Genomic DNA, 25,839 nt, shown 5'->3' on the forward strand with positions numbered 1-25,839 from the left:
AGCTGTCTTCTCTGGCAGAATGAGAGGCCTGATGAGCACTCCCACTGACCCCAACAAACCCGGAGAGACGGGCACCGACACCCGAGATCTCACCGAGGCCGTCTCCGACTACGCCGGACTGTCCGACAACCCCCAGGACGCCACCAGTCGTCAGGACGATGATGACGTCACCGACCGCGCGATCTTCATCGGCCGCGACGGCCGGTGGGCCGCCGGCTGGGCGCTGCGCTTCATCATCTTCGTCGCCGCCGCCTACATCCTGGGCCAGATCCTCGGCTTCGTGTGGGCCGGCATCCTGCCGATCGTCCTGGCACTGCTGGTCTCCACCGTGCTGTGGCCCCCGGTGAAGTTCCTCCGGGACCATCTCAGCTTCCCCTCGGCGCTGGCCACGGTAGTTGTCCTGGTCGGATTCTTCGCCCTCATCGGCGGTATCTTCGCGGCGATGGCCCCCATCGTCCGGGATCAGGGACGGGACCTGGTCACCCAGGCCTCCGAGGGCATCAGACAGCTCTCGACATGGATCCAGGGTCCGCCGCTCAACCTGGACCTGGGCCGGTTCGACGAAGTGCTCAACGACATCACCGGTTTCCTCCAGGATCAGTCCTCCCAGATCGCCTCCGGCGTGTTCACCGGCCTGAGCGCCGCGACATCGGTGGTGGTGACCATCGTGGTCATGCTGGTGCTCACGTTCTTCTTCCTCAAGGACGGCGACCGCTTCCTGCCGTGGCTGCGCAAGTACACCGGGGCCAACGCCGGTTGGCACCTCACCGAGGTGCTCACCCGTTCCTGGAACACCCTCGCCGGTTTCATCCGCACCCAGGCGATCGTCTCGTTCGTCGATGCCGCGTTCATCGGCGTGGGCCTGCTCATCCTCGGCGTTCCGCTGGCCTTCGTCCTGGCCGTGATCACCTTCTTCGCGGGCTTCATCCCGATCGTCGGTGCCTTCACCGCCGGTGCGCTCGCAGTGATCATCGCGCTCGTGACCAACGGAATCACCAACGCACTGTTCGTCCTGCTGCTCATCATCGCGGTCCAGCAGATCGAAGGCAACATCCTCCAGCCGGTCCTGCAGTCCAAGGCCATGAACCTGCACGCCGCCGTGGTGCTGCTGTCCGTGACCCTCGGCTCCACCCTCTTCGGCATCGTCGGCGCCTTCCTGGCGGTGCCCGTCGCCGCGGTCGGCGCCGTGTGGTTCCGCTACCACTCCGAGCTGGTGGCACTGCGTGCCGGGGAGATCACCATCGACGACATCGAGATCGCCACCGCCAGGGGCAGCACCCTCACCTCGTGGGAGGCGTTCACCGCCGTCCGCGAAAAGCTGATCTCGGTGGGTCGACGGAAGTCCGAGAACGGCCAGAATGAAAAAGACGCCGCTGTCGACGAGGACAGCGACGTCGAGCCCGGTTACCGGACCGTGAGCTCCTCCCGGCCGGAATGACCGCGGCGCGGTGACCGGGTACCGTTTCCGTTCACCGTCACCGGCCCAACACGACAATCGACTCCCGGAGCCCACGAGAAAGGTGCAGCATGTACTGGAATGGAGAACACATGGGGTGGTGGGGCATGGGCCTGGGCTGGCTGTTCCTTGTCCTCCTGGTGCTCGGCATCGTGGTCCTGGCCGTGGTCCTGGTCAGCATATTCCGCAACGGGACAGGGCGCGGCGCAGGAGGCGATGCCGTGCCTCAGGGGCCGCAGCGCAATCGCGCACGGGACATCATCGATGAACGTTATGCCCGCGGCGAAATCGACGCCGCAGAATACGATGAGATGCATCGGCGTCTCGACGAACGCGACGGTTAGGCGCCGAGGCCCCGGTCGTCGACAGGCGCTTCAGCAGGGCCCCTGACCGGTCGACGCTAGGCCGGAGTGACGACGGCGTCCGCCAGCAACCGGACCGCCTTGGCCAGCTGAACCGCACCGGGGTCCACCGCCTCGGCCCAGCCGGAGGCGGTCTCCTCGTCCGCGTTGTCCGAGATCTGCTTGAGCAGGGTCACCGGCACCCCGAAACGATGGGCCACGGCAGCCACGGCGTAGCCCTCCATGTCGACGAGGCCTGCTTCCTGCGCGAGACGTTCGCGCGTGGCGGAGTCCTCGACGAAGGTGTCGCCGGTGGCCAGCTGGGCCGTCGGGAAGTGACCGGAGGTCTCCGGCTCGAAGGCGATCGGCAGCGCCTCGCCGGTCACGCCGGGGATTTCCGCGGACTGGAAGTCGTGCTTGTGCACGCGGTCGATCTCAAAGACGCCGAAGGCGTGGTCGTCGCGCAGCGCGCCTGCGGTACCGATGTTGATGACGCGGGAAGGCAGGTTGCCTGCCGCACGGCGCTCCGAGAGCGTCAGGGTGAGGGTGATCGCGGCAGACAGGGTACCGATTCCGGTGATCAGGACGTCAGAGCCCTCGGGAAGGTGGGCGGCCTCGCCCGCAACAGCGGCAACGAACAGGGGTGCAGTCATGGACGGTGAGTTTACGTGCCCCCTCAGCAGAATCGGAAACGAACGTGATGCACACCCCGTTATTTCTCGATTCCGCTGTGACACACCGCAGGCCATCACGCCTGTTGTTGGGTGAGAACACCCTCCGGGGCAACGGTCTGGCCGGTGAGCGGCGGAACTTCCTTCGCGCGGGCAGCCTTCGCGCGGTGGTGTCCGAGGAAGGCGAAGCCCAGCCCGATGATGAGCACCGCGATGCGCGTTCCGACCACCACACCACCGGTGACACCCAGGATGCCCAGCACCGTGGGCAGGTTGAGCATGACGAGGAGGGTACCCACGATGCTGCCGAGCAGCACCGCGTCCAGTCGGCTGACCAGCCAGGCGGCGAGAGGTGCAGCCACGCAGCCACCTATGAGCAGCGCCAGAACCGCCGGCAGGTACTGGACGATCTCGTCCCACATACCGATGGCGAAGCCCAGGGTCGCGGCCGCGGTGACCAGGAACTCGGCGGTGTTGACGGTGCCGACGATCCGGCGTGGTTCCGCCTTTCCCATGGTGAGCAGGGTGGACGTGGTCACCGGACCCCAGCCGCCGCCACCGGAGGCGTCGACGAAGCCGCCGAACACTCCCAGACCGCCGAGGAATCCTCGGCGGTAGGAGCGGTCACCGACCGCGCGTCGGACCCTGCCGCGGGAGAAGCGCCACACCAGGTTCATGCCGACGAGGGTGAGGATGGCTGCTGTGACCGGCGCGGCGGCCTCGGTGGAGATGTTCGACAGGAAGGTCGCACCGGCGAATGCGCCGATGGCTCCCGGGACACCCAGACGCAGCACCACGGACCAGTCGACGTTGCCGAACTTCCAGTGGCTTATGCCCGACACCAGGGTGGTACCCAGCTCAGCGGCGTGGACCACCGCGGAGGCGTGAGCGGGGCCGAGCCCGGCGAGCACGATGAGGATCGTGGTGGAGGTGACGCCGAAGCCCATGCCCAGGCCGCCGTCGACGAGCTGGGCCGCAAGGCCCGCGATGGCGATGAGGATCAGTACCTTCATGGGGATGTCCTCTCCGTGTGCCGGCTGGCCACCAGGGCCGCGAGATCGGTGACCAGGGGGGTCGAGTGGGTGATGCGCGCGCCGGTGGCGTCCTGGATACGGGTGATCAGGGTGGTGATCCGGTCGAGCAGCAGGCCGTCGGTGACGAAGAGCGGCAGGATGTGCACGGACTCGTGCCCGGTTGCGACCTCCACCAGCCCCACGCCGGGGTTGACCGGTCCGGTGGCGGGCACGACGGTGACCCCACGCCCGGACAGTGAGGCAACCAGGTCGGCGAGACCTGCGAGCGCTGCCATCCCACCCGGATCCGAGGTGCCTGCCGGGTAGAGCACCACGTGGGCCCCTTCGGGGGCGTCCGCGGTCAGGCGCTCAACCAGCACGGAAGCGATCTCGGGGCCGGTCCCCAGCCCCTCGGCCAGCCGCAGGTTCAGTCCGGTCGCCGCCCGCGCCTGCGCCAGCGCCGCGGGCACGTCGTGCCTGGCGTGGAAGGCCCGGGTGAACAGGAGCGGCACGACGATGGCGTCGTCATGGCCGCGTTCGGCGGCGAGCACGGCGGCGTCGACAAGCGAGGGTTCGTCGAACTCCAGGTGCGCGGCGAGCGCATCCACGCCGGCGATCTCACCGGCGAGGGCGGTGAGACGGCGGATGCCGGGCTCGGCCTGCGGATGACGGGAGCCGTGGGAGAGGGTGATCAGCGCGGTCATGGTTACTCCTCGCGCAGTCGGTGGCCCACGAAACCGGCTGCCAGCGTGTTGCCGCTCGCCTGGTCGATGAGCAGCAGGTTGCCCACGGCGCCACGCGCCGCGTAGGGCTCGACGGGCAGCTCGGCGGCGGTTTCGATGCGGACGTGGGCGAGGTCGTTGAGGTTCACCGCGCCCGGCTTCTCCACGTCCGCGTTGCCGTCGATGTCCAGCACCCGCTCGATGTCCGCGATACGTCCGCGGACCAGGGCCGTACCGTAGCGGACCTTCACGGCCGCGCCCTCGACGAGCTGCTTCTCGGTCAGACCGACGATGGTGGCGGGGAAGGTACGGACGTCGGCGGGACGATCGGCGCCCGCGATGAGGTCTCCGCGGGCCAGATCGATGTCGTCTGCCAGCAGAAGCACCACCGAGTCGCCGGCGACGGCCTCCTCGACGGAGCCGTCCGCGGTGTCGATGCCGGTGACCTCCGTGCTCCGCCCGTGCGGGAGGTGGACGGTGTCACCGAGGCGGACGTGGCCGGCGTCGATACGCCCGGCGTAGCCGCGGTAATCGGTGGTGTGCTCACGGATGACGTGCTGGACGGGCAGCCGGAAATCCAGCTCGTGGGCGCGGCCACGCTGGACCTCCACGCTCTCCAGCAGTTCGAGCACGGTGGGGCCGGTGTACCAGGGCAGGTTCTCCGACGGTGCGACGACGTTGTCGCCGAGCAGCGCGGAGATCGGCACGACCTGGGGATCGTCGACCCCGACCTCGGATGCGAGTCGGGTGAACTCGGCCGCGATGCCGCGGAAGACATCCTCGGACCAGTCGACCAGGTCGATCTTGTTCACCGCGAGGATCACCGTGCGCACGCCAAGCAGTGCCGCGACGTTGAGGTGGCGGCGGGTCTGCTCGACGACGCCGTGGCGGGCGTCGACAAGCAGGACCACGACCTGGGAGGTCGAGATGCCGGTGACGGTGTTGCGGGTGTACTGCACATGGCCGGGGGTGTCGGCGAGGATGAAGGTGCGCTCGCCGGTGGCGAAGTAGCGGTAGGCCACATCGATGGTGATGCCCTGCTCACGCTCGGCGCGCAGGCCGTCGACCAGCAGCGACAGGTCGAGTCCGTCGAAACCGCGGTCGGCGGAGGTCGCCTCGACGGAGGCGAGGGTGTCCGCCAGGACGGACTTCGTGTCGTGCAGCAGGCGGCCGACGAAGGTCGACTTGCCGTCGTCGACGGAACCGGCGGTGCACAGACGCAGGGTCTCGCGGGTGGTCAGGGTGTTTTTCACAGTGGGCGCGGACATCAGAAGTAGCCCTCCTTCTTGCGGTCTTCCATGGCGGATTCGGACAGTCGGTCGTCGGCGCGGGTGGCGCCGCGTTCGGTCAGGGTGGAGGTGGCGATCTCGGCGATGACGGCGTCAACGTCCGTCGCGCCGGAGACCACCGCGCCGGTGCAGGACATGTCGCCGACCGTGCGGAAACGCACCTGCTTCGTCTCCAGCTTCTCGCCCTCGCGCGGGCCGCCCCACTCGCCGGCGGTCAGCCACATGCCGCCACGCTCGAAGACCTCACGGTCGTGGGCGAAGTAGATGCCCGGAAGCTCGATGTCCCGCGCGCCGATGTACTCCCAGATGTCGGCCTCGGTCCAGTTGGAGATGGGGAACACACGGATGTTCTCCCCCGGGAGCTTGCCGCCGTTGTACAGGTCCCACAGTTCAGGACGCTGACGGCGGGGGTCCCAGCCGCCGAAGGAGTCACGCACGGAGAAGATGCGCTCCTTCGCGCGGGCTCGCTCCTCGTCGCGGCGGGCGCCGCCGAGGACGGCGTCATAACCCTGCTCGGCGATGGTCTCCACCAGCGGGACGGTCTGCAGGGGGTTGCGGGTGCCGTCGGGCCGTTCGACCAGATCACCCCGGTCAATCCAGTCCTGGACCTTGGCCACGCGCAGGCGGGCACCGGTCCTCTCCACGAGACGGTCGCGGAACTCGATCACCTCGGGGAAGTTGTGGCCGGTGTCCACGTGCAGCAGCTCGAAGGGCACGGACGCCGGGGCGAAAGCGCGTCGGGCGAGTTCGAAGACGACGACGGAGTCCTTGCCGCCGGAGAAGAGCAGCCCGATCTTGTCGAACTGCCCCGCGACCTCGCGGAGGATGTGGATGGACTCGTTCTCGAGGTCCTTGAGGTGGGGGGAGAGCCTGGTGTTCTGGATGGTGGTGGTCATCAGTGGAGCCCGCATTCTGTCTTGTTCTGTCCGGCCCAACGGCCGGCCCTGGGATCTTCGCCTTCGGCGACGGGGAGGGTGCAGGTGGCACACCCGATGGACGGGTATCCCTGCCTGGTCAGGGGGTGGATGATGAGGTTGTTCTCGTCGATGAAGGTCTCGGTTTCCTCGAGCGACCAGGTGATGATCGGCGAGATCTTCAACCGGCCGGTGGCGTCGAGGCTCAGCGCCGGCGCGGTGGCCCGGGTGGGACCGTCAGCCCGTCGCAGCCCGGTGACCCACCCGGCGTACGGGGTGAGGTTCACCGCAAGCGGCTCGACTTTGCGCATCCGGCAACAGGCGCCGGGTTGGGAGCGGTACAGATTCGCGCCGTAGGTGCTGTCCTGCTGCGCGCGGGTCAGGCGCGGCTTCGCGGTGACCAGCAGCTGCGGATAACGCGCATCGACCCGGTTCGCAACGTCGAGGGTCTCCTCGAAGTGGTAGCCGGTGTCCAGAAAGAGGAGGTCGGCCTTCGGCAGGTGGCTCGCCGCCAGCTCGGCCAGCACGGTGTTCTCCATCGACAGGGTCACCGCGATCCGCCCGGGGACGTGATCCGCGGCCCACTGGAGAATGGTGGCGGCGTCGGCGTCGTAGAGTTCTTCCGCATGCTTGTCGACGAGCCGCGCGTTCTCCTCCCGCACATCCGCGGGAAGTTCACCCGTGGTGGTGGGGCCTTCAGGGCTGAGCTCGGGGTCCCGGAGGTCAGCGGTGGTGGTGGCTGCGGTTGCGTTCAGCAGATTCATTTCGGCTCCTCCTGCAGATGTCCGTGCCGGTTGAGGGAGTTCTGGATGGCCTGGCTGGTGGAACGCGCCGGTGCCGGGCGGTGCTCGGGGGCGTCCTGGCCGTAGTAACGGACCGAGAACACCCGTGTGCAGTCACGGCACAACCATCCGAAGTCCTCGATCTCGTTGGGGAAGAGGTCCTCGCCGGCGCACCAGGGGCAGTGCAGCGGGTGGTTGCGGTTGGGGTTGGGTTCGCGGCGGAGCACGGGACGGGTGAAACTCATGTGAGGTCCTCCTCGTCGGCGCGCTGGACCCACTCCTGGAAGGTCTCGCCGTCCAGTCGCTGGTCACGGAAGTTCTCCACCACCCGGGTGACGTAGTCCCCGATCTCGTCGGCGAGCACCTTGTGGCCCTTGAGTTTGCGGCCGAAGTTGGCGTTGAGGTTCATGGAGCCGCCCAGGTGGACCTGGAAGCCCTCGACCCGGTTGCCGTCCGCGTCGGTGACGGTCTGGCCCTTGAAACCGATGTCCGCGACCTGGGTGCGGGCGCAGGAGTTGGGGCAGCCGTTGAGTGCGATCCGGACCGGGACGTCGATGTCGCCGATGCGTTCCTCCAGCTCATCGACCAGTTCGACGGCACGCGATTTGGTGGTGGTGTGTGCGAGCTTGCAGAACTCCAGGCCGGTGCAGGACATGATGTTGCGGCGCCACTCGGAGGGTTTCGAGTACAGACCGGTGTCATCCAGAGCGGCAGCCAGCGAGGCGAGGTTCTCGCGCTCGACGTCGAGGAAGATCAGTTCCTTCTCCGCGGTGGTGCGGATGCGGGCGACGCCGAATTTCTCGGCGACGCCGGCAATGGCGATGAGCTGCTCACCGGTGGTGTGCCCGACGGTCGGCTTCACTCCGAGGTAGAACCTGCCGTCCTTCTGCGGATGGATGCCGATGTGGTCGCGGTAACCCGGGTTGATGGGCTGGCGGGGACCGTCGATGAGCTTGCGCTCCAGGTACTCGGTCTCGAGCACCTCCCGGAACTTCTCGATGCCCCACTCCGCCACCAGGAACTTCAGGCGCGCCCGGTTGCGCAGGCGGCGGTAACCGTAGTCGCGGTAGACCTTGGCTACCGCTGCCCACACCTCGGGGACCTCGTCCAGCGGGATCCAGGCGCCCAGTGACTGGGCGAGCATCGGGTTGGTGGACAGGCCACCACCGACGTAGCACTCGAAACCGGGACCGTGTTCGGGGTGGACGGACCCGATGAAGGAGAGGTCCTGGATCTCGTGCGTGACGTCCTGGCGGGAATGTCCGGAGATGGCGGACTTGAATTTACGCGGCAGGTTGTGCAGCTCCGGGTCCGGCAGATAACGGCGGGTGATCTCCTCGATCGCCGGGGTGGCGTCGATGATCTCCTCTGCGGCGACGCCGGCCACCGGGGAACCGAGGATGATGCGCGGCACGTCACCGCAACCCAGTTCGGAGTTCAGGCCGACGGACTCGAGCTTCTCGAAGATGGCCGGGAAGTCCTCGATGCGCAGCCAGTGCAGCTGAATATTCTGCCGGTCCGTGAAGTCGGCGGTGGAACGGGCGTAATCGCGGGAGACCTCGCCGACGGCGCGCAGCTTCTCCGGGGTGACCAGGCCGCCGTCGAAACGCACCCGCATCATGAAGTACTTGTCCTGCATCTCCGAATCCGGGATCTGGCCGGTCAGCTCAGTGCCCAGATCCTGCCGACGCTGCGTATAGATGCCCAGCCACTTGAAACGCGGGGCGATGTCATCGGCCGGGATCGAATCGAAGCCCTGCTTGGAGTAGATGTCGATGATCCGCTGCTTCACCGCCAGCACGTCCTCCTCCTGCTTGACCTCCTCAACGTGGTTCAGCGGGGTGGTGCCGTCGACCTTCCACTGGCCCTCCGGCTTCCGGGCGCGCGCCGGGCGCTTCCGGGTCGTGGTGCTCACAGTCATGACTTCTCCAATGTATATACCAGTCTGTCTACTTCCGCTTTTCGACGCCGCCGTTTGCGCGGCCCCGGAAAGCCCGATGCCCGAAGTGTGCCGTACCGGCCGGTCTATGCCAACAGTTTCTTTCATTCACTGGCGCAAATGTTCTTTTTATTGTGGATATATTGCTTGTGACATGGCTTTCTATGGATCAAAGACGCATGAATGAAAAGGCCGGGAACACAGGGCCGTGAACCGAAAGGATCGAATCCCTTGGCATGCGAACAAGATGGTGCTAACTTCACAGACCAACCGGTCTACGAAAGGACTTCCACATGACCACCCAGCAGTCCCTGCGCGTCGCAGTCATTGGTGCAGGCCCCGCCGGCATCTACGCTTCCGATCTGCTCATCCGTAACGAGGAGCATCAGATCGACGTCGACCTCTTCGAGCAGATGCCCGCCCCCTTCGGCCTGATCCGTTACGGCGTTGCGCCGGATCACCCGCGCATCAAGGGCATCGTGAAGTCCCTGCACAACGTGCTGGACCGCCCGCGACTACGACTGCTGGGCAACATCGAGGTGGGCAAGGACATCACGGTCGATGAACTCCGCGAGCACTACGACGCCGTCGTCTTCGCCACCGGCGCCGTCCGCGACCGCGCGCTGAACATCCCCGGGGTCAAGGCCGAAGGCTCCTTCGGCGCCGCCGACTTCGTCGGTTTCTACGACGGCAACCCCCGCTTCTCCCGTGACTGGGACCTCTCGGCCGAGAAGGTCGCGGTCATCGGCGTGGGCAATGTCGGCCTCGACGTCGCCCGCATCCTGGCCAAGACCGCCGACGAGCTCAAGGTCACCGAGATTCCCGACAACGTCTACGACTCCCTGCAGCAGAACCAGGCCCGCGAGGTGCACGTCTTCGGCCGCCGCGGGCCCGCCCAGGCCAAGTTCACTCCGCAGGAGCTGAAGGAACTCGACCACTCCCCCACCATCAACGTGGTCGTCGACCCCGAGGACATCGACTATGACGAGGCCTCCGAGGAAGCCCGGCGCGCCTCGAAGTCCCAGGACCTGGTCTGCCAGATCCTCGAGGGCTACGCCATCCGCGAGCCCAAGGACGCCCCGCACACCCTGCAGATCCACCTCTTCGAGCAGCCGACGGAGATCCTGGAGAAGGAGGGCAAGGTCGTCGGCCTGCGCACCGAGCGCACCGAACTCGACGGTAACGGCGGCGCCCGCAGCACCGGCCGCTTCACCGACTGGCCGGTCCAGGCCATCTACCGGGCCGTGGGCTACGAGTCCGATCCCGTCCCCGGCGTCCCCTTCGATTCGGGCAGCGCGGTGATCCCCAATGACGGCGGCCACGTCCTCGACCCGGTCGGACAGCCGGTGACGGGGCTCTACGCCACCGGCTGGATCAAGCGCGGCCCCATCGGCCTGATCGGCAACACCAAGTCCGACGCCAGGCAGACCACCGACATGCTCTTCGCCGACGCCGCCGCCGGTCGCCTCTCCCGTACGGTGTCCGATCCCGAGGCAATCATCTCGCTTCTGGAGGAGCGCAACATCGCCTATACCACCTGGCAGGGCTGGTACCAGCTCGACGCCGAGGAGCGTTCCCTGGGCGAGGCCGAGGGTCGCGAGCGCAAGAAGATCGTCGACTGGGAGGAGATGGTCCGCCACGCCCGCGCCGTGCCGGTATGCGTGTGAGTTGATGGGCCTAAGGAAAATAACAGGTTGATCAAATGTGACCGATCACACGACAACACAGAATTCGGGGACTAGAATCGGAGGAGACCAAACACCGAAAGGAGAATGACATGCGTGGAAGCGGACTGATCTGGACCATTGTCGGAGTCCTGGCAATCATCGCCCTGATCATCTGGATTATGTCGTCGATGTAATCCTGTGGCGCGCGGCATCCGCTTGTGAGGGATGACATTCCGCGCTGGCACTCCTCCCCCAACCATCCGTGCCCCGTATCCACCGGATACGGGGCACCTTCCTTTTTCCTTCCAACGCTGAAGGCCAGCCCCCCGGCGGAGAGGGGGACTGGCCTTCAGTGCTTCAACTGCCGCGGATCAGGCGATTGTCGCCGTGGCGAATGCCTTCGGGGAGGTCGACGCCGTACCGTCCGCGGTGAGGAACCCCTCGTACCCGGATGCTGCGACCTGCCGGCAGATCTCACGGTAGTTGTCGATGCCGCCGGCGAAGGGCATGAACACCCGGGGCTTGCCGGGGATGTTCGCACCCATGTACCAGGAGGCGGTTTCCGGGTAGAGCGTCTGGTCCGCAATGGCGTTGACCCGGTCGACCCATTCCGACTGCGCCTCCGGAGCGGCCTCGATGCGTTGGATTCCCTCCCGTTCCATCGTGGACAGCAGCTCAGAGATCCACTCCACGTGCTGCTCGATGGAGACAATCATGTTCGTCAGCACGGAGGGGCTTCCGGGACCGGTCACGGTGAAGAGGTTCGGGAACCCGGCAACCGCAAGTCCGAGGTAGGATTTTCCGCCTTCCTCCCATGCCTCGTTCAGGCTCCAGCCGTCACGGCCGGTGATGCCCAACCGCAGCAGCGGGCCGGTGATGGCATCGAAGCCGGTGGCCATCACGAGGATGTCGCAGGGGTATTCCTCCCCGTTGACCACCGGCCCTCGGGAACCGATCCTTTCGATCGGGTTGCTGCGGACGTCGATGAGATCCACGTTCGGCCGGTTGTAGGTGGCGTAGTAGTCGGTGTCCACACAGATGCGCTTGGTCCCGATGGGATGGTTGTCCGGGGTGAGCAGCTCAGCCTTCCTCGGGTCCTTGACCGTCTCGCGGATCCTTTCGCGCACATATTCAGCCGTGATCTCGTTGGCTGCGCGATCCGTCATCGTGTCGGTGAAGGCATTGACGAAGGTCGGACCACCCTGTGCCCAGCGGCGATCCAGTTCTGCCCGGGCCTCCTCGGGCGAGAGATCCAGGACGCTGCCGATCGGCGGCTTGACGATCACTCCCGCCGGGGTTTCCCGGACCTTCTCCCGCAATGTCGGGTAGATCCGCTTGATCAGGGCCGTCTCATCCACGCCCAGGGAACGGTTGCGGGCAGGGACCGTGTAGTTCGGGGTCCGCTGGAACACCGTCACCTGCTCGGCCTGCTGCGCGATCATGGGGATGCACTGGATACCGGAGGATCCCGTACCGATGACGGCGACCCGCTTCCCGGAGAAGTCGACGCCCTCGTGGGGCCAGGATCCCGTGTGGTAGATCTCGCCGGCGAAGTCGTCGAGTCCCTTGAAGCCGGGTACCTGCGAGGCGGAGAGACAACCGACGGCGGTGATCACGAACCTGGAGGTGGTGTGCGCGCCGTCAGCGGTCGTGGTGGTCCAGATGCCGGCTTCATCGTCCCAACTGATCGACGCCACTTCGGTGTCGAAGGAATAGGACTCACGGATACCGAGCCTGTCCGCGACGAACCCGATGTACCGGAGGATTTCCGGCTGCGTCGCCCAGCGCTCGCTCCAGGTCCATTCCTGCTGAATGTCATCGTCGAAGGAGTAGGAGTAGACGATGGACTCTGCGTCGCAACGGGCTCCGGGGTACCGGTTCCAGAACCAGGTGCCGCCGACATCTGAACCACGCTCAAAGCCGCGGACACTGAGCCCATTGCTGTTGCGCAACAGGTGTGTGGCGTAGATTCCGGCGAAGCCTGCGCCCACCACCACGACATCGACGTCAACTGACCTGCTCATCGGATTACCTCCTTGGATACCTGCTGAAGAACCTTCTCGCTGATCCGGTCAATCACTGCCGCACTGGAGGGAAGGATGTTGAACATCGAGATGAAGCCGTGCATCTGCCCCTCGAAGAGCTCCGTCTCCACGTTGACGCCCTCGTCGCTGAGCCGCTGCGCATAGGCTTCGCCCTCATCGCGCAGGACATCATGCTCGGCGATGATCACGAAGGCATCGGGCAGTCCTTCCAGGGTGGCCGCACGCAACGGGGAGGCGTCCTGTTCCGTTCGCCGCCCGACAGGCGCATAGTGGTCCCAGAACCATTCCATCGTCTCGGTGCTCAGCAGCAACTGGTTCTCGGGGTCGAGGTAGCTGGGACGCGTGAAGTCAGCGTCGGTCACCGGATAGACCAGAACCTGGTAATCGATCTTCGGCCCCCCACCATCGCGGGCCCGCAGCGTCATCGCCGCGCTCAGGTTGCCGCCGGCGCTGTCACCGGCGACGACCAGCGGGGCACCGCTGGCCGCGAGTTCTTCGCGGTGCTCATCGACCCACTTCAGTGCCGTCCAGCTGTCGTCCACCGCGGCAGGGTAGGGAGCTTCCGGGGCCTTCCGGTAGTTCACCAGTACCACCGTGTAACCGGTGTTCACCGCGAGCTGACGACCGATGGCGTCGTAGGCGACGATGTCACTGACCACCCAGCCACCACCGTGGAGGTAGACGATGATGCCCTGCGGCTGCGCCGACGGCTTCAGAATGCGGACCTCGAAGGGGTCTTCCCCTTCACCGCTCTTCAGCTCGAGGTTCTCGACCTCCGCCACCGGCACACCCGGCCCGATCAGATCCAGGGCCTGCAGGGCACCGGCCCTCGCCTCCGCCAGGGTCATGTCATGCATGGGCTTCGCGTCTGGGCCGGCCGCCTCCGCGGCCTGCGCCAGGAACTGCCGGGTTGCTTGATCGATAGCCATCTCTGACTCCTCATTGTCCACCCTCCGGAAACGCCGGAAGGATTCGGTCCGATTGTGTGACCCAGATCATCATCTGGACTCAATGGAGACGTTAATCACCCGAAAGGGTCAGGTCATCGGGCAGATGGCGGAGAATTCCGGGACAACAGTGACACATGGCTAATTCCCCAGGGAGACCCTCGTGCGGGGCCGCTCAACAGTCACGTCCGGGCCGAACCCCTGGGACCGGCGGGAGAGACGGTAGAGCGTCAGGGCGATGAGCAGGCGGGTGCGGCCGTAGATCTCCCGCAGCGGAAAGCCCAGCACGGATTCCGCCGCCTCGACGCGATGGGCGACCGTGTTGTGATGCAGGTGCACCAGCTGGGCGGCCTGCCGGATCGATTCCGTGGCCGCCACCGCCTCCAGGACATTCAGAGTGTCCGGCAGCCCGTTCCGGGCTAGCCCCTCGATCGCCTGAACGTCCCGGAGATCCCGGACGCCCCTCCGGTCCACCGCATCGGCCAGAATCCGCAGACATCCGACCTTCCGTATGTCCACGACGACAGCGTCAATCATCCTGTGCGGGGCACTGGAGTGGCGGCTGGGCAGGGAGAACCTCAGGGCAGTCCTGGCCCCCTCCCAGGAGTCGTGCACGCGATTCGGCGGCAGCGCCTCACCGAGACCCACCGAGAGCCCTGTCGGAATCCCCACGTCAGTGCGCGGTTGGTGCCGCAGGATGACCGCCAGAGCGTCCCCCATACGGGCCGAGGGTGCGGTGGTGCCGCCGGCCAGCGCCTCGGCAAGACGGGCCGCCTTCTCCGGGTACTGCCCCGCACCGGCGATCGCGACGACAGTCAGTGTCCGGGCATTGTCCAGGCCCAGTTTCTGGAGCACGTCCTGACGACACGCCTCCGTCCCCAGCGCACTCAGGAGTTCGCGGACCCGATCATCCGCCTCAACCTCGACCCGGGTGACGGAATCGTGGTGGGCGATGACCCTCACGGCATGCGCCAGTCTCTGCCCGACGAATCGGGAGGCCCACGCCGGCAGCGGAGGGTGGATGCGGAAAGCGAGGTCAGTGGTATCCGAGCCGATCGCACCAGGCCCGTCACCCGCCGGCGGGGAACCGCCGTCCGGGGTCCCCCGTAGACGACGCCCGAACACATCGCCTTCGACAACCCGATTCAGACGAGATGCCACGGAGCCGAGGAAATCCTCCAGAGACACCCTGGCCTCCACCAACGAGTCGATGGCCTCGGACAACACGAACACGTCATCCGCCAGCCGGTCATGAGCTTCAAAGAGCCGATCTTCCACGCATCCCACCATCCACTAACATCCAGGTGACCAGTATCATGTTTTAACCCTGGAGTGTAGCCGCTCACTAAGGGGCTTCCGGAGGGAAACCCATCCCGACCCTGTAGCCCGCGGGCGTCGAGAAGCAGGGGAAGACAGCGGGGTGCAGAGAGGTCTAGCCTTGACCTCACCTTATTTCTCCTCGATGCAAGGAAACCGGTGGAACTGCTCAGAATCCTCGTCACCCGCTCGAGACCCTTTGCGGGATATGTGGCGGCCATCGTGGTGCTGCAGACCATCACGACGCTGGCCACCCTCTACCTGCCCTCACTCAACGCCGAGATCATCGACAAGGGGGTCTCACGGGGTGACGTCGCCTACATCTGGAACCGCGGCGGCGTGATGCTTGTGGTCGCGTTCGTGCAGGTCATATCCGCCGTGATCGCCGTGTGGTTCAGCGCCCGCACCGCGATGGGGCTGGGCCGCGACCTGCGCCGGGAGGTTTTCACCCGTGTCTCCTCCTATTCGGCGGAGGACATGGGCCGCTTCGGCACCCCGACGCTGATCACGCGCGGCACCAACGACGTGCAGCAGGTGCAGATGGTCTACCTGATGATCCTCAACTTCATGGTGGCCACGCCCATCATGAGCATCGGCGGCATCGTCATGGCCACGCGTGAGGACGCCGGCCTGTCCTGGCTCGTGTGGGTCTCCGTGTTCGTCCTGGCGGTGATCGTGTCGACGCTGGTCGTGAAACTGATTCCCCTGTTCACCGGGATGCAGGCCCGACTGGACAGGCTCAACGGCATCCTGCGGGAGCAGATCACCGGCATCCGCGTGGTGCGCGCCTTCACCCGCGAGGACCACGAGACACAGCGTTTCGACGCCGCCAACCGCGAGATCACCGACATCTCCGTGCGCATCGGCAGAATCTTCGTGCTCATGGGGCCTGCCATCACGCTCATCCTGCACCTGTCCACCGGCGCGGTCCTGTGGTTCGGCGGCCACCGTGTCGACCAGGGCCTGGTCCAGGTCGGTTCCCTCACCGCTTTTCTGCAGTACCTGCTGCAGATTCTCGTCGCCGTCATGATGGGTACCTTCATGGCGATGATGCTCCCGCGTGCCATCATCTGCGCCCGCCGCATCGACGAGGTTCTACGCACGGAGGCGTCGATAAGCGAACCGGCGCAGCCGGTGACCCCGCAGCAGCTGCGCGGCGAGATCGAGCTACTCGACGTGACCTTCACCTATCCGGGCGCCGATCAGCCTGTGCTTTCCGACGTCTCGTTCCGCGCAGTCCCCGGCGAGGTCACCGCCCTCATCGGCGCGACCGGCTCCGGCAAGACCACACTGCTCTCGCTGCTGCCGCGCCTGTACCGGGCCACCGAAGGCTCGGTGCTCGTCGACGCCGTCGACGTCAGCGACATGTCCCGCGCGGACCTCGTCGAGCGCGTCTCCATCGTGCCGCAGAAGCCCTACCTGTTCTCCGGGACCGTGGCCTCCAATCTGCGCCTGGGCGCACCGGACGCCACCGATGAGGAGCTCCGGGAAGCACTCGACATCGCCCAGGCCGGTTTCGTGCACGAGCACGAACTCGGGCTGGAGATGCCGATCGCCCAGGGCGGCACGAACGTGTCCGGCGGTCAGCGCCAGCGCCTGTGCATCGCACGCACGCTGGTGGCGAAGCCGAAGGTGTACCTCTTCGACGATTCCTTCTCCGCACTCGACCTGACCACCGACGCGAAGCTGCGTGCCGCGCTGATTCCCCGCATGGCGGACGCGACGATGATCGTGGTCGCCCAGCGCGTCGCGTCGATCATGCACGCCGACCAGATTCTGGTCATGGAGGCCGGGCGCATCGTCGCGCGCGGAACACACGACCACCTGCTGGCGACCTCGCCCACCTACCGTGAGATCGTCCAGTCCCAGCTCACCACGGAGGAGGCACGATGAGCGGGCAGCTTTCTGACCAGGAGATACTCGATCTCGAGGACAAGGTCGGCGAGACCCGCTGGGGCGAGGCCGCCCCGCGCCAGGCCAAGGCATTCTGGCCCTCCGCCGCTCGACTCATCGGACTGCTCGCACCCCACCGCACGGCGCTGACCGTCGTCTTCGCCATGGTGGCGGCGTGTGTGATACTCGCGGTCTGGGCGCCGAAGATTCTGGGCCGGGCGATGGACGTCATCTTCTCCGGGGTGATCTCCCGGCAGCTCCCGGCCGGCATGTCGCAGGAACAGGTCATCGCCGGCCTCCGGGCCCAGGGGCAGGACACCTTCGCCGACATGGCCTCGGCGATGGAACTCACGCCCGGCCAGGGCATCGACTTCAACCGCCTGGGATGGCTCATCCTCACCATGATCGGCATGTACGCCGGTTCCTCGGTGTTCATGTGGCTGCAGGCCCGCATCCTCAACGACCTGGTGATGAAGGTCGTCCACGGCCTCCGCGCCGACGTGGAGACCAAGATCAACTCACTCCCCCTGGACTACTTCGACTCCCACCAGCGCGGTGACCTGCTCTCGCGCACCACCAACGACGTCGACAATGTCCAGCAGGCCCTCCAGCAGGCGTTCTCCCAGCTGGTGTACTCGGTGCTGCTGATCATCGGCATCGTCATCATGATGTTCTCCGTGTCCTGGCAGCTCGCGCTGCTGGCACTCCTCGCGATTCCGCTGACGGGTGTGGTCATGGCTGTTATCGGCACGCGTTCGCAGAAGCAGTTCGCCACCCAGTGGAAGTCCACCGGCCACCTCAACGGCCACATCGAGGAGTCCTTCTCCGGCCACGACCTCGTCCAGGTCTTCGGCCGCGGCGATGTCATGGCCGAGGAGTTCGACGAGCGCAACGGCGAGCTCTACCGCTCCGCCACCTCCGCCCAGTTCCTCGCCGGCATGATGATGCCGATCATGCAGTTCATCTCCTACCTCTCCTATGTGGGCATCGCCGTCCTCGGCGGTCTCCGCGTGGCCCAGGGGCAGATGACACTCGGGGACGCCACCGCGTTCATCCAGTACTCCCGGGAGTTCAACCAGCCCCTCGGCCAGCTCGCCGGCATGATGCAGATGCTCCAGTCCGGCGTCGCATCCGCCGAACGCGTCTTCGAGCTTCTCGACGCCCCCTCCCAGTCCCCCGACCACGTCACCGCCGCCGTCGACGGTCGCGCCCGTGGCCTGGTGGAGTTCAGGGACGTGTCCTTCTCCTATACCGAGGACGAAGAGCTCATCCGGAACCTCAACCTGCGTGTCGAACCCGGCCAGACCGCCGCCATCGTCGGCCCCACCGGCGCCGGCAAGACCACCCTGGTCAACCTCATCATGCGCTTCTACGACATCGACTCCGGTCAGATCCTGCTCGACGGCGTGGACGTCTCATCGCTGTCCCGTCGCGATCTCCGCTCCCAGGTGGGCATGGTGCTCCAGGACGCCGTGCTCTTCGAGGGCACCATCATGGACAACATCCGCTACGGACGTCTCGACGCCACCGACGACGAGGTCATCGCGGCCGCGAAGGCCACCTACGTCGACCGTTTCGTCCATTCCCTCCCCACGGGCTATGACACGGAAATCTCGCAGGACGGCGGTTCCCTCTCCACCGGCGAACGCCAGCTGATCACCATCGCGCGCGCCTTCCTGGCCCAGCCCGCGCTGCTCATCCTGGATGAGGCGACCTCATCGGTGGACACCCGCACCGAAGTCCTGGTCCAGCGCGCGATGGGTGCCCTGCGCGCCGACCGCACCTCCTTCGTCATCGCCCACCGCCTCTCGACGATCCGCGACGCCGACCTCATCCTCGTCATGGAGAACGGCCGCATCGTCGAGCAGGGCGATCACACATCACTGCTCAAGGCGCAGGGCGCGTACTTCCGCCTGCACCAGTCGCAGTTCGAGTCGGAGGGATGAGGACGGGTTCCACCGGCTCCCCGCCGCCCGTCCGGCGCGCCGGCCAAATCTAGACTTCTTGGTACCTTAAATATAGACTATTCAGTTCATAATTCCGGCGGCCGGAATCCCCCGACATTCGTCTCACCAGGGACGGAATTGAAGTCCGCGGAAATATGGAAAATATTTCCTCGACAGATAACCTCGTCACTGACAATCGTTCCACCCGACCCCACCCTCAACCCCTGCAGCAGGAAACGGCATTGATTATGGACGGCACCTCAGAAACCAAGAAGAACAACCAATTCCCGTCCCCGCCTGGATCCGCCGTTCCTGCGCCGGGTGGTGCTGTTCCTGCGCCGGGTGGCGCCGTCCCCGCACCCGGTAGTGCTGTTCCCGCACCCGGTGGTGCCGTTCCCGCGCCGGGCGGTGCCGTCCCCGTTCCCGGTGGCGCTGTTCCGGCCGTTCCCGGTGGCGCTGTTCCCGCACCCGGTAGCGCTGTTCCCGCACCCGGTAGTGCTGTTCCCGCACCCGGTAGTGCTGTTCCCGCACCCGGTAGTGCTGTTCCCGCACCGGGTGCGGCCGTCCCCGCACCCGGTAGTGCTGTTCCCGCACCCGGTTCAAGCACTCCTCCCCTTGGGATTGCTTCTTCCGCTCCGGGAACCGCTGCGCCTGGGCCGGTTTCTCCCAAACCAGTGGCAGAGACCCTTCCGGAGCGAAACTCGGCGGCCGAAGAACAGGACGGGAACAAGAAGCCGAAGGAACACTCGGTACGGTTGCGTCTTCTGACCCCCCTGTCCCGGAAACAGTGGGCCGCCACCTCCGCTGTCGTGTTCCTCGCGTTCCTCATCGTCGCGGGCGTTGCTGTGCTGATCGCACGCTGGGTGATGGGTCTGGAGGCCGTGGAAGAGTTCGTCGCCAGGTATCCGGGTGAATATGCCCTGCCTGAGAGTGCCCCTGTGGGCATCCCCGCATGGCTGGGGTGGCAGCACTTCTTCAACATGTTCTTCCTCTTCCTGATCATCAGGACCGGCGTCCAGATCAACCGGGAGCGCCGACCGCAGGGTTACTGGAGATCGAAGCGTGGCGGGAAGAAGATCAGCCTGACGCTGTGGACACACCTGATTCTGGACCTGCTGTGGGTCATCAACGGCGCGGTGTTCTACATCCTGTTGTTCGCCACCGGGCAGTGGGTACGGATCGTGCCAACCAGCTGGGAGGTTTTCCCGAACGCGGTCTCCGCCGGGCTCCAGTACCTGTCCCTGGACTGGCCGACCCACAACTCCTGGGTCAACTACAACAGCCTGCAGGAACTGGCCTACTTCATCACCGTCTTCGTGGCGGCCCCCCTGGCCATCATCTCGGGGTTCCGCCTATCCGCGTACTGGCCCAAGGAAAACAAGTCCCTGAACTCCGCCTTCCCGATCGGCCTGGCCCGGAATCTGCACTTCCCGGTGATGGTCTACTTCGTGGTGTTCACCGTCATCCACGTGTTCCTGGTTTTTGCCACCGGCGCGCTGCGCAACCTGAACCACATGTACGGTGCCCAGGATTCCACCAACTGGACGGGTTTCATGTTCTTCGTGTTGTCGCTGGTGGTGATGGCGGTCGCTCTTGTCGCTGTTCGCCCGTCACTCGTGGCTCCGTTGGCGAAGCGGTTTGGCGAAGTGACTGCTCGCTGATCCGTGTGCCAGGGGCCGAGGTGCACGGTGCGGTCGGGGCGATATCCGGGCACCTGGAATTTTTCCCCGAACCACACCGCACGTTTGACCCCTTATCCCGTCCCGCCCACCGGGCACCTTCAGGGATGCCCCGGAAAGGCAAAGATGGGGGACTTCCCCGAAGTCGGCTTCGATGAGCGTCATTACACTGGGTTCCATGACTATGAGGTACCCCGTCAACCAGCCTGGCATGAGACTGAGCGATGCAGAACGTAACGCCGCCATGTCCACGCTGGGGCGCGCCTTCTCCGAGGGACGTCTGACGGTCGACGAGTACGACCAGAGGTGCGGGGAGATAGCCAGGGCGCAGGTGCGCGGGGACCTGGAGCCGTTGTTCAGGGACATTCCGCAGTTCCAGGGGCGCCCGGGCATGGAGGTGGACAAGCTCTACTCTGCGCAGGAGATAGAGAGTGCCTACCGTGAGGGGCGCAAGACGAAGCTCGGACTGCTTGGCCTGAGCACCGTGGGCAGCATCGTCGGTTCGGCACTGCTGACCAGCGTGACACCCGCGGCGGGTCTGCTGATGTTCCTGATTCCTACGGTGTGGATCCTGCTCTACATCATGAAGGTGGGGCCGGAATCGTGGTATGTGCCGAGCGCGAGGGCCGTCGATAAGCAGAGGATCAGGGAGCTGAAGACGGCGGAGCAGCTCCGTTCGGCTGAGTTACGTCTGGCGGAGCAGGACAAGTTGGCGGAACTGCGGGCCGAGCGGAAGGCGCAGACCGCGGAACTGACGAACAAGGCCATGGGGTTCGTGAACAAGGCGTTGGAGCGCGGCGATAAGTAGTCGATCTTTCCGAACGGGTGCCGCAAGTGGCAACATGGAGCTTATGAGCGAGACCGACTCCCCGACCCCTATCCGCCGACGCCCCCGTACGTTCGATCAGTCGAACAAGATGAAGGACGTTCTCTACGAGATCCGCGGCCCGGTGTCCGCGGAGGCGGAGCGTCTGGAGGCGGATGGGCACCACATCCTCAAGTTGAACACCGGGAACCCGGCGACCTTCGGCTTCGACGCCCCCGACGTGATCATGCGCGACATGATCGCTGCGCTCCCCACCTCGCAGGGCTACTCGACGTCGAAGGGCATCATCCCCGCCCGCCGCGCCGTGGTCACCCGCTACGAGTTGATCGACAACTTCCCGGACTTCGACGTCGAAGACGTTTTCCTGGGCAACGGCGTGTCCGAGCTGATCACCATGACCACGCAGGCGCTGCTCAACGACGGCGACGAGGTTCTCATCCCCGCACCGGATTACCCGCTGTGGACCGCTGCGACCTCGCTGGCCGGCGGTAAGCCGGTGCACTACCTCTGCGACGAGGAGGATGACTGGAACCCGTCGATCGAGGACATCCGGGCCAAGGTCACCGAGAAAACCAAGGCCATCGTGGTGATCAACCCGAACAACCCGACGGGTGCGGTGTATTCGCGTGAGGTGCTGCAGAAGATCGTCGACGTCGCCCGCGAGTACCAGCTGCTCATCCTGGCCGACGAGATCTACGACCGGATCCTCTATGACGACGCCCAGCACATCTCGCTGGCCACCCTGGCTCCGGACATGCTGACCATCACCTACAACGGCCTGTCCAAGGCCTACCGTGTGGCCGGTTACCGTGCGGGGTGGATGGTGCTGACCGGCCCCAAGGAGCACGCCCGTGGTTTCATCGAGGGTCTGGAGCTGCTCGCCGGCACCCGGCTGTGCCCGAACGTGCCCGCCCAGCATGGCATCCAGGTGGCGTTGGGTGGCCGGCAGTCCATCTATGAGCTGACCGGTGAGAACGGGCGCCTGCTCAACCAGCGCAACGTGGCCTTCGAGAAGCTCAATGAGATCCCGGGGGTCAGCTGCGTGAAGCCGATGGGTGCGCTCTACGCCTTCCCCAAGCTGGATCCGAACATCTACGAGATCCACGACGACGCCAAGCTCATGCTCGACATCCTGCGCGCCGAGAAGATCCTGCTGGTGCAGGGCACCGGCTTCAACTGGCCGCACACCGACCACTTCCGGCTGGTCACCCTGCCGTGGGCGTCCCAGCTGGAGAACGCCATCGAGCGCCTGGGTAACTTCCTGGTCAGCTACAAGCAGTGAAATCGGGGATGATGTGCTCGATGAGTTCGTCGAGCACCTCGTCCGCAGGCCGGGTGCCGCGCTTGAGGCCCAGGATGACGTGGTCCACACCCATCCCCTCCAGCTCGCGGAGAATCCGCAGCAGGTGACGCGCGCCGACGCGCCAGCCGAACTTGATGGGCCCGGGCTCGGCGTCGATGTCAGGGTGCAGGTCGAGTGACATCGACATGGCGAAGGGTTTGTCCGCTCCGCCCTCCCGCCACCCCGCCAGATACCTCTTCTGCACGGTCAGCGGGCGCTGGTAGGTCACGTGGGCGTCGGCATGCTCGCGGTGCCAGGCCATCGACTGCAGACACGAGCCGACGGTGAGCAGCGGGGGGCGCGTGGCCAGGGGCTTGGGGACGACGTCCCCGCCCCACATGCGTCCCCCTGACCAACGGATTCCGCGCTTCTCGGTGGTCCAGGCCTGCTGCATCACGTCGAGCTGCTCACGGAACACCTCATTGCGCTTCCCCTCCTCCACTCCGAAGGCCGGGTACTCGCTCGAGCGGTCGCCGGTGGCAACGCCGAAGAGGAAACGCCCGCCGCTGAGGTGGTCGATGCTCGCGGCCTGCTTCGCCAGGTGCAGCGGGTGCCGCAACGGCACCACCACGGCGCCGGTGCCCAGGGCGATCTCGCTTGTCGACGCCGCCAGGTACCCCAGATAGCTCACCGGGTCCCACACCTGCCCCACGTCCCCGAAGTCCGGGTCGCGCAGCGGGATGTCACGGAGCCACACCGCAGCGAAACCTGCTGCCTCCGCACGCCGGATCAGCTCCACCTGGCGGACGATGTCCACCTCCGGGTGTTCCGCCCGCCCCGCGTCCAGAGGAAGGAAGAGTCCCAGTGTGAGGCGCCCGCGCGGGAACACGCGGCGGAAACCGGGGAGGGAGGTGACGGGGGCGTCGGAAAGCGAGAAGGGAGTCATGCCCTCCAGGCTAGAGACTGCGGCCGAGTGCCTGGATGTTCCAGCCCGCTGCCTGCCACTCCTGAACGGGCAGGACGTTACGGCCGTCGATGATCACCCTGCGGTTGACCAGCTCACCGACCTGCACCGGATCGAGCTCCCGGAACTGGGCCCACTCGGTGGCCAGCACCACGACGTCGGCCCCCTCGAGCGCCTCCTCCGCCGAGTCGGCGTAGTTCAGGGTCGGGAACACCTTGCGGGCGTTGTCCATGGCCTGCGGATCGAACACGGAGACATCCGCACCCGCCAGCGACAGGGAACCCGCCACCGAGAGCGCCGGGGAATCGCGGACGTCATCGGAATTCGGTTTGAAGGCGGCACCCAGGACGGTGACTCGGTGGCCGAGCAGGTTGCCGTTGCACAGCGCACGGGTCAGCTGCACCACGCGGTCACGACGGCGCATGTTGATGGCGTCGACCTCCCGCAGGAACGTCAGCGCCTGATCGGCGCCCAGCTCACCGGCGCGTGCCATGAACGCACGGATGTCCTTGGGCAGGCAGCCGCCGCCGAAACCCAGGCCAGCGCCGAGGAATTTCCGCCCGATGCGCTCGTCGTGGCCGATGGCGTCGGCCAGCCTGGTCACATCACCCCCGGCGATCTCGCAGATCTCGGCCACGGCGTTGATGAAGGAGATCTTCGTCGCCAGAAACGCATTCGCCGAGACCTTGACCAACTCAGAGGTCACGCGGTCCATGACCAGGAACGGCGTCCCTGTGCTTATCGACGCCGCGTACACCTCCCGTGCCACCTCCTCCGCGCGGCCGTCACCACGGCCCACGCCCAGCACGATGCGGTCCGGAGAGATGGTGTCCTGGACCGCGAAACCCTCGCGGAGAAACTCCGGGTTCCAGGCGATCTCCACGGATGCGCCGGGCCCGGCCAGGCTGTCGGCCAGTTCCTGCATCTCATCGGCGGTGCCCACAGGGACGGTCGACTTGCCGAAGATGATGTGCTCACCTTCGAGCAGCGGCACGAGATCCTCGATCACCGCCCGCACGTAGGTCAGGTCCGCGGCGTAGGAACCGCGCTTCTGTGGGGTTCCCACCCCCAGGAAGTGCACGTTCGCGAATTCCGCGACACGTTGGTAATCGGTGGTGAAGTCCAGCCGACCGGACTCCAGGTTCCGGGTGAGCACCTCCGGCAGGCCGGGCTCGTAGAACGGGACGGTGCCCGCCCTGAGGGATTCGATCTTGGCGGAATCCACGTCCACGCCCAGGACCTCATGGCCGAGCTCAGCCATGCAGGCCGCGTGGGTCGCACCCAGGTATCCGGTACCGATGACAGTCATTCGCATACCGACAAGTCTTACCTGCCGTACATGAACTGGGGATTAAACGAGAATGAATGTCGGCAATCCGGCTGGGCCGGTCAGCTGAAGTTCAGGTACGCCTTCGACGGCGTCGGTCCGCGCTGACCCTGGTACTTGGAACCCAGCTTGCCCGAACCGTAGGGAACCTCCGCCGGCGAGGACATCTTGAACAGCGCCAGCTGGCCCACCTTCATCCCCGGCCACAGCGTCATGGGCAGGTTCGCGACGTTCGACAACTCCAGGGTGATGTAGCCGGAGAACCCCGGATCAATGAACCCGGCCGTCGAGTGCGTGAGCAGCCCCAGGCGTCCCAGCGAGGACTTGCCCTCGAGGCGGCCCGCCAGGTTGTCCGGCAGGGTGAACATCTCCAGCGTCGACGCGAGCACGAACTCACCCGGGTGCAGCACGAAGGACTCCCCCTCCTCGACCTCCACCAGGCTGGTCAGCTCATCCTGCCGCAGCTTCGGGTCAATGTGCGTGTACTTCGAGTTGTTGAACACCCGGAAGAAACGGTCCATGCGGACGTCCACGCTGGAGGGCTGGATGTTGTCCGGTTCGAAAGGCTCGATGACCAGTTCACCGGAATCGATGGCCGCACGGATGTCACGATCTGAAAGAAGCACGTCGGCCAGTCTACGCCAGACTCGGCGGCGACATGCCCACCAGGGGATTTCCCGTCAACGGCCGGGCCGGTGCTAAAGTAACTCGCAGTGCACTGAGCTGCACTGATGCCGGCGTAGTTTAGTGGTAGAACATCAGCTTCCCAAGCTGAGAGTGCGAGTTCGATTCTCGTCGCCGGCTCCATGTCAAGGCCGG

At 65.8% G+C, this 25,839-nt stretch carries 22 protein-coding genes and 1 tRNA gene; 9 read left to right on the top strand and 14 right to left on the bottom strand.

Annotated features, from left to right (window positions below):
- Positions 1–31 precede the first annotated feature (31 nt).
- Both CETAM_RS12095 and CETAM_RS12100 read left to right on the top strand, forming a co-directional pair.
- Positions 32–1,438, top strand: coding sequence for an AI-2E family transporter (locus CETAM_RS12095; protein WP_231587498.1), 1,407 nt, complete (start codon positions 32–34; stop codon positions 1,436–1,438).
- Positions 1,439–1,527: 89 nt separating this feature from the next.
- On the top strand, positions 1,528–1,800 hold the full coding sequence (locus CETAM_RS12100; RefSeq protein ID WP_156229083.1) for an SHOCT domain-containing protein: 273 nt from the start codon (positions 1,528–1,530) through the stop codon (positions 1,798–1,800).
- Between the two features lie 56 nt (positions 1,801–1,856).
- On the opposite strand, the gene CETAM_RS12105 is transcribed toward CETAM_RS12100, so the two are convergent.
- The 8 genes from CETAM_RS12105 to CETAM_RS12140 form a co-directional block, all read right to left on the bottom strand.
- On the bottom strand, positions 1,857–2,450 hold the full coding sequence (locus CETAM_RS12105; RefSeq protein ID WP_156229084.1) for a nucleosidase: 594 nt from the start codon (positions 2,448–2,450) through the stop codon (positions 1,857–1,859).
- A gap of 95 nt (positions 2,451–2,545) precedes the next feature.
- Positions 2,546–3,481, bottom strand: coding sequence for a sulfite exporter TauE/SafE family protein (locus tag CETAM_RS12110; RefSeq protein ID WP_156229085.1), 936 nt, complete (start codon positions 3,479–3,481; stop codon positions 2,546–2,548).
- Complete coding sequence (locus tag CETAM_RS12115) at positions 3,478–4,185, bottom strand: sirohydrochlorin chelatase (RefSeq protein WP_156229086.1); 708 nt, start codon at positions 4,183–4,185, stop codon at positions 3,478–3,480. Before CETAM_RS12115 ends, CETAM_RS12110 begins: the two co-directional genes overlap by 4 nt.
- A gap of 2 nt (positions 4,186–4,187) precedes the next feature.
- Positions 4,188–5,471, bottom strand: a complete 1,284-nt coding sequence (locus CETAM_RS12120) for a sulfate adenylyltransferase subunit 1 (protein WP_156229087.1) — start codon at positions 5,469–5,471, stop codon at positions 4,188–4,190.
- Positions 5,471–6,388 (bottom strand): sulfate adenylyltransferase subunit CysD, encoded by a 918-nt coding sequence (gene cysD, locus CETAM_RS12125; RefSeq protein WP_156229088.1) that lies wholly within the window; start codon positions 6,386–6,388, stop codon positions 5,471–5,473. The genes CETAM_RS12120 and cysD overlap by 1 nt, the downstream gene beginning before the upstream one ends.
- Entirely contained in the window at positions 6,388–7,170 is a 783-nt protein-coding gene (locus CETAM_RS12130) for a phosphoadenylyl-sulfate reductase (protein WP_156229089.1), read from the bottom strand. Before CETAM_RS12130 ends, cysD begins: the two co-directional genes overlap by 1 nt.
- Positions 7,167–7,433 (bottom strand): hypothetical protein, encoded by a 267-nt coding sequence (locus tag CETAM_RS12135; RefSeq protein WP_156229090.1) that lies wholly within the window; start codon positions 7,431–7,433, stop codon positions 7,167–7,169. Before CETAM_RS12135 ends, CETAM_RS12130 begins: the two co-directional genes overlap by 4 nt.
- The gene (locus CETAM_RS12140; protein WP_156229091.1) at positions 7,430–9,109 is read right to left on the bottom strand and encodes a nitrite/sulfite reductase; all 1,680 of its coding nucleotides are present in this window, start codon (positions 9,107–9,109) and stop codon (positions 7,430–7,432) included. The genes CETAM_RS12135 and CETAM_RS12140 overlap by 4 nt, the downstream gene beginning before the upstream one ends.
- Before the next feature lie 311 nt (positions 9,110–9,420).
- Here CETAM_RS12140 and CETAM_RS12145 point away from each other — a divergent pair, with 311 nt between their 5' ends.
- Positions 9,421–10,794, top strand: a complete 1,374-nt coding sequence (locus CETAM_RS12145) for an FAD-dependent oxidoreductase (RefSeq protein WP_156229092.1) — start codon at positions 9,421–9,423, stop codon at positions 10,792–10,794.
- Positions 10,795–11,165: 371 nt separating this feature from the next.
- Here CETAM_RS12145 and CETAM_RS12150 read toward each other — a convergent pair whose 3' ends face one another.
- The 3 genes from CETAM_RS12150 to CETAM_RS12160 all read right to left on the bottom strand — a co-directional run bounded on the left by CETAM_RS12150 (position 11,166) and on the right by CETAM_RS12160 (position 15,064).
- A complete protein-coding gene (locus tag CETAM_RS12150; protein WP_156229093.1) occupies positions 11,166–12,818 on the bottom strand; it encodes a flavin-containing monooxygenase in 1,653 nt (550 codons plus the stop codon).
- The gene (locus tag CETAM_RS12155) at positions 12,815–13,768 is read right to left on the bottom strand and encodes an alpha/beta hydrolase (protein WP_156229094.1); all 954 of its coding nucleotides are present in this window, start codon (positions 13,766–13,768) and stop codon (positions 12,815–12,817) included. The genes CETAM_RS12150 and CETAM_RS12155 overlap by 4 nt, the downstream gene beginning before the upstream one ends.
- A gap of 159 nt (positions 13,769–13,927) precedes the next feature.
- Entirely contained in the window at positions 13,928–15,064 is a 1,137-nt protein-coding gene (locus CETAM_RS12160) for a helix-turn-helix domain-containing protein (protein WP_197085741.1), read from the bottom strand.
- 198 nt (positions 15,065–15,262) lie between these two features.
- Between CETAM_RS12160 and CETAM_RS12165 the strand changes: the two genes are divergently transcribed.
- From CETAM_RS12165 to CETAM_RS12185, 5 genes are all read left to right on the top strand, one after another.
- Positions 15,263–16,996: an ABC transporter ATP-binding protein gene (locus tag CETAM_RS12165; protein ID WP_156229096.1), complete on the top strand. Its 1,734-nt coding sequence runs from the start codon at positions 15,263–15,265 to the stop codon at positions 16,994–16,996.
- Complete coding sequence (locus CETAM_RS12170; RefSeq protein ID WP_156229097.1) at positions 16,993–18,942, top strand: ABC transporter ATP-binding protein; 1,950 nt, start codon at positions 16,993–16,995, stop codon at positions 18,940–18,942. Before CETAM_RS12165 ends, CETAM_RS12170 begins: the two co-directional genes overlap by 4 nt.
- 755 nt (positions 18,943–19,697) lie before the next feature.
- Positions 19,698–20,603: a cytochrome b/b6 domain-containing protein gene (locus tag CETAM_RS13855; protein WP_231587500.1), complete on the top strand. Its 906-nt coding sequence runs from the start codon at positions 19,698–19,700 to the stop codon at positions 20,601–20,603.
- 196 nt (positions 20,604–20,799) lie between these two features.
- A complete protein-coding gene (locus tag CETAM_RS12180; RefSeq protein WP_231587502.1) occupies positions 20,800–21,429 on the top strand; it encodes a DUF1707 SHOCT-like domain-containing protein in 630 nt (209 codons plus the stop codon).
- A 43-nt stretch (positions 21,430–21,472) separates the two neighbouring features.
- On the top strand, positions 21,473–22,729 hold the full coding sequence (locus CETAM_RS12185; protein ID WP_156229098.1) for a pyridoxal phosphate-dependent aminotransferase: 1,257 nt from the start codon (positions 21,473–21,475) through the stop codon (positions 22,727–22,729).
- Here CETAM_RS12185 and CETAM_RS12190 read toward each other — a convergent pair.
- The 3 genes from CETAM_RS12190 to dcd form a co-directional block, all read right to left on the bottom strand.
- Entirely contained in the window at positions 22,713–23,675 is a 963-nt protein-coding gene (locus CETAM_RS12190) for an LLM class oxidoreductase (protein WP_156229099.1), read from the bottom strand. The genes CETAM_RS12185 and CETAM_RS12190 overlap by 17 nt on opposite strands.
- A 10-nt stretch (positions 23,676–23,685) precedes the next feature.
- The gene (locus tag CETAM_RS12195; protein WP_156229100.1) at positions 23,686–25,008 is read right to left on the bottom strand and encodes a UDP-glucose dehydrogenase family protein; all 1,323 of its coding nucleotides are present in this window, start codon (positions 25,006–25,008) and stop codon (positions 23,686–23,688) included.
- 74 nt (positions 25,009–25,082) lie between these two features.
- Positions 25,083–25,646 (bottom strand): dCTP deaminase, encoded by a 564-nt coding sequence (gene dcd / locus CETAM_RS12200; protein WP_156229101.1) that lies wholly within the window; start codon positions 25,644–25,646, stop codon positions 25,083–25,085.
- A 107-nt stretch (positions 25,647–25,753) separates the two neighbouring features.
- Here dcd and CETAM_RS12205 point away from each other — a divergent pair.
- Positions 25,754–25,827 (top strand) — tRNA-Gly (locus CETAM_RS12205).
- The last annotated feature ends 12 nt before the right edge of the window (positions 25,828–25,839 follow it).

Source organism: Corynebacterium comes, assembly GCF_009734405.1.
Taxonomy (GTDB): domain Bacteria; phylum Actinomycetota; class Actinomycetes; order Mycobacteriales; family Mycobacteriaceae; genus Corynebacterium; species Corynebacterium comes.

Bases quoted from the DNA above. Each gene is read 5' to 3' on its own strand.
- CETAM_RS12150 (WP_156229093.1), bottom strand. From the start codon at position 12,818: ATGAGCAGGTCAGTTGACGTCGATGTCGTGGTGGTGGGCGCAGGCTTC.
- CETAM_RS12115 (WP_156229086.1), bottom strand. From the start codon at position 4,185: ATGACCGCGCTGATCACCCTCTCCCACGGCTCCCGTCATCCGCAGGCC.
- CETAM_RS12195 (WP_156229100.1), bottom strand. From the start codon at position 25,008: ATGCGAATGACTGTCATCGGTACCGGATACCTGGGTGCGACCCACGCG.
- CETAM_RS12145 (WP_156229092.1), top strand. From the start codon at position 9,421: ATGACCACCCAGCAGTCCCTGCGCGTCGCAGTCATTGGTGCAGGCCCC.
- CETAM_RS12140 (WP_156229091.1), bottom strand. From the start codon at position 9,109: ATGACTGTGAGCACCACGACCCGGAAGCGCCCGGCGCGCGCCCGGAAG.
- CETAM_RS12105 (WP_156229084.1), bottom strand. From the start codon at position 2,450: ATGACTGCACCCCTGTTCGTTGCCGCTGTTGCGGGCGAGGCCGCCCAC.
- cysD (WP_156229088.1), bottom strand. From the start codon at position 6,388: ATGACCACCACCATCCAGAACACCAGGCTCTCCCCCCACCTCAAGGAC.
- CETAM_RS12130 (WP_156229089.1), bottom strand. From the start codon at position 7,170: ATGAATCTGCTGAACGCAACCGCAGCCACCACCACCGCTGACCTCCGG.
- CETAM_RS12110 (WP_156229085.1), bottom strand. From the start codon at position 3,481: ATGAAGGTACTGATCCTCATCGCCATCGCGGGCCTTGCGGCCCAGCTC.
- CETAM_RS12155 (WP_156229094.1), bottom strand. From the start codon at position 13,768: ATGGCTATCGATCAAGCAACCCGGCAGTTCCTGGCGCAGGCCGCGGAG.
- CETAM_RS12190 (WP_156229099.1), bottom strand. From the start codon at position 23,675: ATGACTCCCTTCTCGCTTTCCGACGCCCCCGTCACCTCCCTCCCCGGT.
- CETAM_RS12170 (WP_156229097.1), top strand. From the start codon at position 16,993: ATGAGCGGGCAGCTTTCTGACCAGGAGATACTCGATCTCGAGGACAAG.
- CETAM_RS12180 (WP_231587502.1), top strand. From the start codon at position 20,800: ATGACTATGAGGTACCCCGTCAACCAGCCTGGCATGAGACTGAGCGAT.
- CETAM_RS12100 (WP_156229083.1), top strand. From the start codon at position 1,528: ATGTACTGGAATGGAGAACACATGGGGTGGTGGGGCATGGGCCTGGGC.
- CETAM_RS12185 (WP_156229098.1), top strand. From the start codon at position 21,473: ATGAGCGAGACCGACTCCCCGACCCCTATCCGCCGACGCCCCCGTACG.
- CETAM_RS12095 (WP_231587498.1), top strand. From the start codon at position 32: ATGAGCACTCCCACTGACCCCAACAAACCCGGAGAGACGGGCACCGAC.
- CETAM_RS12120 (WP_156229087.1), bottom strand. From the start codon at position 5,471: ATGTCCGCGCCCACTGTGAAAAACACCCTGACCACCCGCGAGACCCTG.
- CETAM_RS12135 (WP_156229090.1), bottom strand. From the start codon at position 7,433: ATGAGTTTCACCCGTCCCGTGCTCCGCCGCGAACCCAACCCCAACCGC.